Annotated in this window: 7 protein-coding genes and 3 pseudogenes; 9 read left to right on the forward strand and 1 reads right to left on the reverse strand. The window is 27.2% G+C overall.

Annotated features, from left to right (window positions below):
* Window positions 1-631 precede the first annotated feature (631 nt).
* Both ACEW7V_RS00380 and ACEW7V_RS00385 read left to right on the forward strand, forming a co-directional pair.
* Window positions 632-966: pseudogene (locus ACEW7V_RS00380) on the forward strand (sucrose phosphorylase); the annotation flags it as partial.
* 82 nt (window positions 967-1,048) lie between these two features.
* On the forward strand, window positions 1,049-1,195 hold the full coding sequence (locus tag ACEW7V_RS00385; RefSeq protein WP_374695523.1) for a hypothetical protein: 147 nt from the start codon (window positions 1,049-1,051) through the stop codon (window positions 1,193-1,195).
* Between the two features lie 217 nt (window positions 1,196-1,412).
* Here the strand turns inward: ACEW7V_RS00385 and ACEW7V_RS00390 are convergent, their stop codons facing one another.
* Window positions 1,413-1,589: a hypothetical protein gene (locus tag ACEW7V_RS00390; protein WP_374695524.1), complete on the reverse strand. Its 177-nt coding sequence runs from the start codon at window positions 1,587-1,589 to the stop codon at window positions 1,413-1,415.
* Window positions 1,590-2,084: 495 nt separating this feature from the next.
* Between ACEW7V_RS00390 and ACEW7V_RS00395 the strand changes: the two are divergent.
* The 7 genes and pseudogenes from ACEW7V_RS00395 (at window position 2,085) to ACEW7V_RS00425 (ending at window position 6,970) form a co-directional block, all read left to right on the forward strand.
* Window positions 2,085-3,261, forward strand: a pseudogene (locus ACEW7V_RS00395) (NADP-dependent malic enzyme).
* 263 nt (window positions 3,262-3,524) lie between these two features.
* Window positions 3,525-3,785 (forward strand): 2-hydroxycarboxylate transporter family protein, encoded by a 261-nt coding sequence (locus ACEW7V_RS00400; protein WP_374695525.1) that lies wholly within the window; start codon window positions 3,525-3,527, stop codon window positions 3,783-3,785.
* 272 nt (window positions 3,786-4,057) lie between these two features.
* Entirely contained in the window at window positions 4,058-4,192 is a 135-nt protein-coding gene (locus tag ACEW7V_RS00405) for a hypothetical protein (protein WP_374695526.1), read from the forward strand.
* 518 nt (window positions 4,193-4,710) lie between these two features.
* Entirely contained in the window at window positions 4,711-4,794 is an 84-nt protein-coding gene (locus ACEW7V_RS00410) for a 2-hydroxycarboxylate transporter family protein (RefSeq protein WP_374695704.1), read from the forward strand.
* Between the two features lie 730 nt (window positions 4,795-5,524).
* Complete coding sequence (locus tag ACEW7V_RS00415; RefSeq protein ID WP_374695527.1) at window positions 5,525-5,746, forward strand: CDP-alcohol phosphatidyltransferase family protein; 222 nt, start codon at window positions 5,525-5,527, stop codon at window positions 5,744-5,746.
* A gap of 718 nt (window positions 5,747-6,464) precedes the next feature.
* A pseudogene (locus ACEW7V_RS00420) lies at window positions 6,465-6,740 on the forward strand (hypothetical protein).
* A gap of 119 nt (window positions 6,741-6,859) precedes the next feature.
* Window positions 6,860-6,970 (forward strand): hypothetical protein, encoded by a 111-nt coding sequence (locus ACEW7V_RS00425; protein ID WP_374695528.1) that lies wholly within the window; start codon window positions 6,860-6,862, stop codon window positions 6,968-6,970.
* Window positions 6,971-9,683 lie beyond the last annotated feature (2,713 nt).

The following is a 9,683-nucleotide window of genomic DNA, read 5'->3' on the forward strand; positions in this document are numbered from 1 at the left end:
GCAAAATATTAAATATAATTGCAACAAAGATGCAACTGATGAAGAAGTAATACAAACAGCCAAACAAAAATCAAGTTAATTATTTTATTAATACTAAGCTAATGGATTTATCATATACAAATTAATGAAGAAAGCAGATAACACATCACAAGGAGAAAAGCAATTAATTACTTTATTACAAGGACTATTTTAAGTAATCCTAAAATATTAATTTTGGATGAAGACTACTTCTAATGTAGATACTAGAATTGAAATTTTTGTTACAACAAGCCATTCAAAAGTTAATTCAAAAATAAAACTGCTTTTATTATATAAGATTGTCTACTATTGTTAATGCTGATAAGATATTAGTGCTTCATAGAGGGCTATTATTGAACAAGGAACACATCAAGAATTATTAAATTATAAAGGATTTTATTATAAACTATATCAAGTCAATTTCAAAAATAAAGATATAATATTAATATTAAATATAAAGACCAACTATAAAAATGGTTGGTCTTTTCCTTATTGTAAGTTATTATTTTTATTATTTAAAGATTGTTTATTGGTGTTGTTGGTTTAGGTGATATGTTATAATAAGAATAATTAATTGCGATAATGTATAAAAAATTATGGGAGATTATGTTGAGATACTCATGATGGTATTGGGTAATTGGTCTTATGATATTTTTAACTGATAAAGAAATTAAGTATACTTCTGAACAATTATATAAACAAGGTGCTAATGTTAAAAGTATATTCTTCATCTCTTTATAATAATTTAGATATTTATCAAATTAATTTTACTTATTATTCTGCTTTAGGGAAATGATGATGATGCTTATTTATTGATTAGAGCTTTTCAAATCTTTGTTCCAAGATACCTCAAGTTTATTATGTTTGTCTTTTTGCTGGGAAAATTATATTAAATTATTAGAATCTTCTAAAGAAAGTAAAAATACTAATCGTCATTATTATTCTAGATAAAATAAAGAAGTTAAACGTCCTGTAGTAGCTAATTTATTTAAGTTTTTGCTTGGAGAATAATCTAATGCCTTTGATCTAGATGGTGTTATGGAATGTAGTGCTTCTGCATCTAAAATTAAAATATTGTAAAGATAAATTAGGTAATAATGTTCCTGTTTTAGATGCTGATTTGATGAATAAAAAATTTGTTATTGTTGAAAATGATAAAAAAATATTTAGTAATTAATTATAATATATTAATTTAATATATAATAAGAAAAGACCTCTATTTTATAGAGGTCTTTATTGTTTAAGGTTGATTGGGGTATTTTTGCTAGTTCTTGTTCTTTTTGTGCAAGGAGTTCTTTGTTGTCGGAAAGGGTGGATTGGGTCAAATCTTTCATATCTTTTACAAAAAGTGCGGTTTTTCGTCTTGATTTATTAGACTTAATGTTTTGAGGTCATCAAGTCCAAATTTGGTACCTTCCATTAAATAAAGTGATAAATGGGAAGCTTTGGGGAGTATAACCTAATTTAAAATGTTTTATTATGTCATTGTCAAATCCTCTTTGTTCTAAATAATTGAGGACTTGTTTGTTGTGTTTTAATTGATGGGAATAAAAATCTGCTGCTTCTTGCATGATGTTGTAGAATTTTTGGTATTGATGGGTGCTTTGTTGGGGGAGTTGGTAGCTTCTTCTTTATTTTCTGTGTAAGTCCCTTTATTGGGGGTATAGTTAGGTTTGTAAGAGTTTGGGGTTGGTATTTGTTCTTCTTGGGGCTCTTTATTGTTTTTTAAATGCTACTGCAACAACTACACAAACAACTCCAGTAGAAATAAAAATAAGTAATAAAATAGTCCATAAAGTATAATTAGGTTGTTTTTTTACTCTTTTTTTGAGTAAAAAACGTTAAAAATAATGTAATTATTGATTTTTTTTGTTATTTTTTTAATGTATGAAAGTTTAAATATTTAAATAAATGTTAAAAAAGTAAAAAAAAAAATATTAATTATTTTATTAAATAAGGTATAAAATATAGACGGATGATTATTTTTGGTAATAATTTCAAGATCAAATCACCCTTCAAATATATATAAAAATACATAAAGAAATATAAAAGGAGATTTTCAGTTAATGAACATCAAAGAAAAAGCATTAGAAATACATGAAAAAATAAAGGTAAAGAAAGTAGGTATTGTAAGTAAAGTAAAAGTACAAAACTTAGATGATTTAGCATTAGCTTATACTCCAGGAGTAGCAGAGCCTTGTTTAAAATTAAGGAAAATCCTAGTGATGTTTATCGTTATACTATGAAAGGTAATATGGTAGGTGTTGTTACAAATGGACCGTAGTTTTAGGGTTTGGGTAATATTGGTCCGAAAGCTTTGCCAGTAATGGAAGGAAAGCTATTTTGTTTAAGGAATTAGCAGGGGATTGATTCTTTCCTTATTTGTATTGATTCTACTGATTCTCAAGAAATAGTAAATATTGTTTCTAAAATTTCAACTGTTTTTGGAGCAATTAATTTAGAAGATATTAAGTCGCCTCAATGTATTGAAGTTGAAGATGCTCTTGAAGCTAAACTTGATATTCCTGTTTTTCATGATGATCAACATGGTACTGCTATTGTAGTTGCTGCAGGAATTCTAAATGCTTTAAAAAGTAGTTAAAAAATCTATTGAAGATGTTCAAATGTAGTTATTAATGGAGCAGGTCTGCAGGGATGGCAATTGCTAAAATATTGTTGTTATTAAAAGTTAACAATATTGTTTTAGTTGATAAAACAGGAGCTTTATATAAAGGAATAGCCAATCTTAATGAGCCGCAAAAAAATTAGTTGAAGTAACTAATAAATATCAAGAAAAAGAAACTTTGAAAGAAGTACTTAAAGGAAAGATAGCTTTGTTGGTCTATCTGCTTCCTGGTATTGTTACAGCTGAAATGGTATCTACTATGGCAAAAGATGCAATTGTTTTTGCTCTAGCTAATCCAGTACCAGAAATTATAACAGATGAAGCTAAAAAAGGTGGGGCTAGAATTGTTGCTACTGGGAGATCTGATTTTTTCCTAATCAAGTAAATAATTGTCTTGCTTTTCAGGTGTTTTCCGTGGGGCATTAGATGCTAAAGCAACTAAAATTACCGAAAGAGATGAAAAAAGCTGCTATTTATGCTCTAAAAAACATTATTAAAGAACAAGATTTAAATGAAAATAATATTTTACCAACTGCCTTTAATAAAGAGAAGTAGTTAAACAAATTGCTTTGGCAGTTTGTAAAGTAGCTAAAGAAACTGGAGTAGTAAGAAAATGAGTATAGAACAGGAACAAAGTTCCCCAGATAATAAAGATAATAAAGACTCTAAAAAAAGTTAATAGTATTTTTGTTCCTCAAAAAACTATTTTAGGGTTTAGTGTACCTCTTTTTCGTTTGATGAGTTTAGCAGTTTTTTTGTTCAAGTTTTTGTTTTGGGATTTGTAAGTTTCAAAACTACTAAAAATTTAATCCTGCATTTCATCCATTAATTACCCCTTTATTAATAGCTATGCTTTTAGCTGCTGTTTTACAAAAAATAGGTGCTAAAACTCCCCCTCTTAAAAGATATTGGAGGTGGTTCTATTTTATGTATTTTAGTACCTTCTATTTTGTTTACTTATCCTTTTTTTAAAGATGATTCTATCTTTTTGCAAATGCAAAAGTTTATGCAAAGTATTATGAAACATTTAAATGCTGAGTCTATAACAATAAAAGAAACTCAATATACTTATAAAGCTATTGGTTTTGCTAATTTTTTCGTTTCTGCTTTAATTATTGGTAGTTTTTTTAAGTATGGATAAAAAGTTATTAAAAAGTTCTTTTAAAAAATTTATTCCTTAATATTAGTATCTTTGCTTACTGGTGCTTTAGTTGTAGGAACTTTGGGACTTTATTAAATCCTATTGGAGAGATTTAATGCCTCTCAAACTTCTAAAGAGGGCTTTTTAGATACTTTCTTTATATTTTTGCTCCTTTAGCAAGTGGTATATATATCATCTGGAGTTACTCCTTTAAGAAAATGCCTTAATAACTGGAGCCAAATCTAGATTGGCAAGAACCTTTTATGTCTCATATGACTCCTGCTTTATTAGTAGGAGGAGGAATCTTTAATCTATTTTTGGCTTCTGGGCTTATTAAATTTTTGAAAACTACTAAATATAGTGGTTATGGTAAGTGGAAGTTAAAAAGCTCAAAAAAATCCAGATAAAAATACTTCTAAATCAGTTCCTGAAAAAATTATAAGTTATCCTCAAATAAATACAGGTTTTAGTACTATTTTTACTTTATATTTATTAGTGTTTTCAACGAAATCCTTAATTTTATTATTGCAAATGATACAAAAAATACCTACAGAAGAATATTGTTTTAGTGTTTGTATGGTTCATTTTGATAGAGGAGATGCCCAATGTATTATCTGATTATTATAATAGTTGCATTAATCAAACTTCTAAATTGTTGTTGCTACTAATTTTACATCTTACTTTTTAGTAATTTTAGGTTCTGGTTCCAATGGAAGATATGTTAAAACAAATAAATGTTAAATTTGTCTTTACATGTATAATGTGTTGTATTATCAAGTTGCTTTAGTAGCAATTATTTAGGTAAAAAGTTAGGTTATTATCCGGTAGAATCATCTGAAATTACTGCAGGGCTTTGTACCAATAGTATTGGAGAGTCTGCTTTGCAGTAATGTTGCTATTTTATCCTTCTGATTTGATGGGATTAATGCCTTTTGCTCAAATAAGCACTCGTATTGGTGGAGCTTTGACATTAGTATTAGCTAGTATTGCTTATCCTTTGTTATATTAATTATATTTATATATATAAATATGAAAAATATTTATCATAAATATTTATGATTATTTAATATTATTTTAGTATTTTTTATTATTAGTTGATTTGATTGAAATTATTGCAATGCAAAAATAGCTAACATATTTATATCAAAATTATAAAACATTTTTAACTATTGCGGTGCCCTTCGATTTGTTTATGCTAATAGTTGGGTGCCGTGAGATTTTTAAACACAAAAACTATAAAAACATTTTGCTAATTTATTTTTATTATAAACATTTAAAAATTAAGTTAAATATGTTTTATTTATACAAAATTTATTTATAAATGTAGAACAAATTTAATTTACTTTTTAAATGTAGATAAATGTAGAGTTTTTATAATGTATCTTTTAAATGTAATAATTACTTCAAAATAATAACAATTATATTTATGTATATATAAAACACTTACTAAAAGCATTTATCAATAATGTTATAATAATAGTGTATATAAAGAGGTTTTGAAAATCTTATTTTTGTCCTTAAACATTTACTATTTTTATTTCTTTTTTAGATATTCAAAGAAATGATTTATTCTTTTTCAACCATATTTTAATTAAACAAAAATATGAGTTTTTTTACAAAATTACTATAGGAGTAATGTATGTTTCCTTTGTTGGCTAATTTAATTACTGTTTTAGGATTGTTTTAGTGTTTGTGCTTTTGCCTTTGATGTGTAAGTGAGAGTGAGTACAAATTTGCTAATGTTTGTAGCTTTTTCAAATTATCTTTTTATAGTGGCTGCTATTACTGATTATTTGGATGGTTATATAGCTAAAAAATATCAACAACAAACTGTTTTTGGTAAGTTTTTTGATCCTATTGCCGATAAATTATTAGTTATTATCACACTTTTTTATATTTGTCAATGTAGATTTTGTCTGCTACGCAAGGAACTTTTCATTTGCAGATACTCAAATGCCTAAAAATTTTTACTGCTGTTATTATGATTATAGTGATTAGAGAATTTTTAGTAACAGGAATAAGATTGGTAGCTTCTAACAAAGAAGGAGTTGTTGTTAGTGCATCTTTTTGAGGCAAAGCCAAACCCATTTTTACATCTGTTGCTATCATTTGCCTTTTTTTTTTTGGGTTGTATACTTCTTCTACTTTTGTTGTGATGCAAATTTAAAAAAAATGGTTTAGATATCTAAGTAATATAGGTGATATTTGCCTGCTTGTTTCAGTTGTTTTAACTATTGTTTCTGGTTTGGATTATTTTTTTTTAAAAATTATAAAATTATTCAGGTAAAAATTTTGCTCCTGGAGTAATTCATTTTTTGATCCTCGCTGTACCTGTGCATTTTTTAAAAATATTTATTGCCTAGTTTTTGGGGTTCGGTGAGATCTTTATTTTCATTACTGCTGTTTTTATTATATTTTAAAATCTGTCTTTTATATATGTTTCTAAATTTTTACATTTATCTTTAATAATTATTTTCATCTTGCTCTTTTATCTTTATTATTTTACTTACAATATTTAAAGAATTATATTTCATCAAGCTAAAATAAAAAACCAAAGGGAAAATTATTTATACCAAAATACACAAAACAAAAACGATTTAGAAGACACTATAAATTTCATGTTGAAAAAAGTTTGGTAAAGGTAGCATTATACAATTCAACTCCAAAACTCATAAAGAGATTGAATCTATTTCTACTGGTTCTTTGTCTTTGGATATCGCCCTTAGAAATTGGTGAAGTTTATACTAAGGAAGGGGTATTGAAATTTATGGTCCTGAAAGTTCCAATTAAAACTACTTTACGCTTTTTGTGCCATTTCAGAGGCTCAAAAAAGGAGGTAATGTTGCTTTTATTGATACAGAACATGCCTTAGACCCAGGTTATGCAAAGGCTATTGGAGTAAATCTTGATAAACTTTTAATCTACAACACCTGGATTCAGGTGAAAAAACTTTAGATATTGTAGCAGGTGTATTGCAAGTGGCAAAATTAGTCTTTTGTGGTAGTTGATTCTGTAGCAGCATTCGTTCCTGAGTCAAGAATTAGTAGGCGATATGGGTAATAGCAATATGTCGTTTGCAAACACGAATGATGGGGCAAGCCATGCGTAAACAGTCAGGAATCATTAATAAAACTGATACAGTTGTTATCTATATTAATCAGCCAGAAGAGCAGGGATGGACATAAGTTGATCCAATACGTATGATTCCCTGACTGTTTACGTAACTGTATCATTCAAACGCAACGCATATTACCCATATCTGACTCGGAGCGAATGCTGCTACCGTAACTACCAGATCAGCTTTTCTGAATCAATTCAATAATTAAAAGTTGAACTACTCCAATATACAAGATGCAAAATATTCTCAATAAAAGCAACATTACCTCCTTTTGAGCCTCTGAAATGAAAAAGTTAAAAGTAGTTGAACTTTCAGGACCATAAATTTCAATAATTCTTAACCACCAATTAAGACATCAAAGACAAAGAACCAGTAAATAGATTCAATTCCTTTATGAGATTTTGTTGATACTTACCAAACTTTTCAATATACTTAATGTGTCTTCTAAATCGTTTTTGTTTTGTGTATTTGCATAAAATAATTTTTCCTTCTTTATTTTAATTTTGATGAAATATAGTAAAACAAAACAAGATGAAAATAATTATTAGATAAAATGTAAATTTAGAAACACTATATAAAAGACAGATTTTAAAATACTAATAAAAACAGCGTAACAAAATAAGATTCATGACAGAAACAGGCAATAAATATTTAAAAATAAATTGTGAAATCAAAAAAATGAAGAACAAAACACAATCAAACCGAAACAACTAGTTAAAACAGCTGAAAATAAACAGGCAAATATCACCTATGTGCAGATATCTAGGCAAATTTTTTGGGGTTGCATCACAAACAAGAAGTAAGAAGAAAATTGCTTATGATGACTGGCTGAATGTAAGGCAGTTTAACTTTGTAAAATGCGCTATAACAATAAACAACATTAGAGCTGCCAATCTTGTCCGCTAAAAGTTCTCAATCATATGTCATATTAACAGCGTGGCAGGCATTTATTATCTGCAAACTAAAAGTTTTCCTTCAACAGTGTAAACATTTCGAGTATTTTCGTAAAAGTGTGATAATAACTAATATTTATCGGCAACAAGATCAAAAACTGCCGCAATTTGTGTTGATATTTTCTTTCTACATCCAAATAATCAGTAATAGCAGCCACTAAGGCATAATTTGAAAAGTCAAACATTAACAAATTCAGGCTCACTTCACTTACACGAAAGGCAAAAGCACAAACACTAAAACAATCAGCAATACATACATACTCTATAGTAATTTTGTAAAACTTTCATATTTTGTTTGGTAAATATGGTTGAAAAAAGACAAATCAACAATATAAAAAATAAAAAATAGTAAATGTTGAGACAAAAATAGATTTCAAAAGGCCTCTTATATACTATTGTATAACATTATTGATAAATGTTTTAGTAAGTATTTTTATATGCATAACATAATTGTTATTTTTAGTAGTATTACAATTAAAGATACATTATAAAACTCTATTATCATTTAAAACAAATTAAATTTATTCTACGAAATAAACATTTTGTATAAATAAAACATATTTAACTGAATTTTGAAATATTTATAATAAAAATAAATTAGCAAATATTTTGGACGCATATTTTAAAATCTCGGCGCAACTGTGTTTATAATTTTGATATAAATGATAGCTTCTTTACATTACAATAATCATCAACTAATGTACTAAAATAATATTAAATAATCATGAAATACTTTATGATAAATATTTTTCATATTTATATATATAGATATAATTAATACTCGAGGATAAACAATACTAGCTAATACTAAAAGCTACATAATCAGTGACTATTTAGTATCAAATGCTGATAAAACTCAACATCAATACTGTGCAAAACGTGAGTACGGATAACCTGGCTTTGCTGTCTACTGCTGCTAAAACTGACTGATATGCACATTACTCATTGGAAACAGGCAACATGATGTTTTATTTATATATTTCCATTGAGCCTACTAGAACTAAAGTACTATGAATCTCAAGTAGTAGTAACAAATTTGGCTTGATTATGCAACTATTATAATAATCAGTACTACATTACAAATAAACAACTGAAGCACTAAAACAATATATTCTGGTAAATGTACAATATTTGTAATAATAAATTAAGGATATTCTTTTGTAAAACACTCAATGTAAACAAAGTAAAAATAGCAATTAAACTACTGACTGTTGAGATAACGAATTTTTCAGAATTCCCAAGTGATATTTTTATCTGGATTTTGGGATACTGCTTCAATTTACCATAACCACTAGTAGTTTTCAAAAATTTCTTGGCCAGAAATCAAAAATACTAATTCCTCCTACTAATAGGCAGAATCATATATGGGATTCTTCCTGTCTTCTGCCCAGCATAAGCATTTTTAAAGAATCTTCAGATGATATCTACACCACTTAAAAGAGCAAAATATAAAGCATCTAAAGCCTAACTTTAAGTTTGAGAGAGGCATTTTCTAACCTCAATAAATTTAATAAAGCCTAAGTTCTACAACTAAACCCGTAAGCAAGGTACTGTATTAAGGAATAATTAGAAAACCTCTTTATCCATAAAAGAGCGCAATGGCAGAGGCAAGTAAAACCAATAACACAAGTATATTGAGTTTCTTTTATTGTTAAATGTTTCATGAAACTCACTGCAAACTTTGCATTTGCAAAGACTAAGTCATCTTTAAAGGATGAAACTAAATGAAATGTAAAATATAAAATGGAACCTCAATATCTTTTAAGAGAATTTAACTTATTTTATGAAGCAACGGCCTAAACAGTAATAGAGAGTGTAATGTATGCA

The organism is Areca yellow leaf disease phytoplasma, from assembly GCF_041920595.1.

Bases quoted from the DNA above. Each gene is read 5' to 3' on its own strand.
- ACEW7V_RS00415 (WP_374695527.1), top strand. From the start codon at position 5,525: ATGTTTGTAGCTTTTTCAAATTATCTTTTTATAGTGGCTGCTATTACT.
- ACEW7V_RS00405 (WP_374695526.1), top strand. From the start codon at position 4,058: ATGACTCCTGCTTTATTAGTAGGAGGAGGAATCTTTAATCTATTTTTG.
- ACEW7V_RS00385 (WP_374695523.1), top strand. From the start codon at position 1,049: ATGGTGTTATGGAATGTAGTGCTTCTGCATCTAAAATTAAAATATTGT.
- ACEW7V_RS00410 (WP_374695704.1), top strand. From the start codon at position 4,711: ATGCCTTTTGCTCAAATAAGCACTCGTATTGGTGGAGCTTTGACATTA.
- ACEW7V_RS00390 (WP_374695524.1), bottom strand. From the start codon at position 1,589: ATGCAAGAAGCAGCAGATTTTTATTCCCATCAATTAAAACACAACAAA.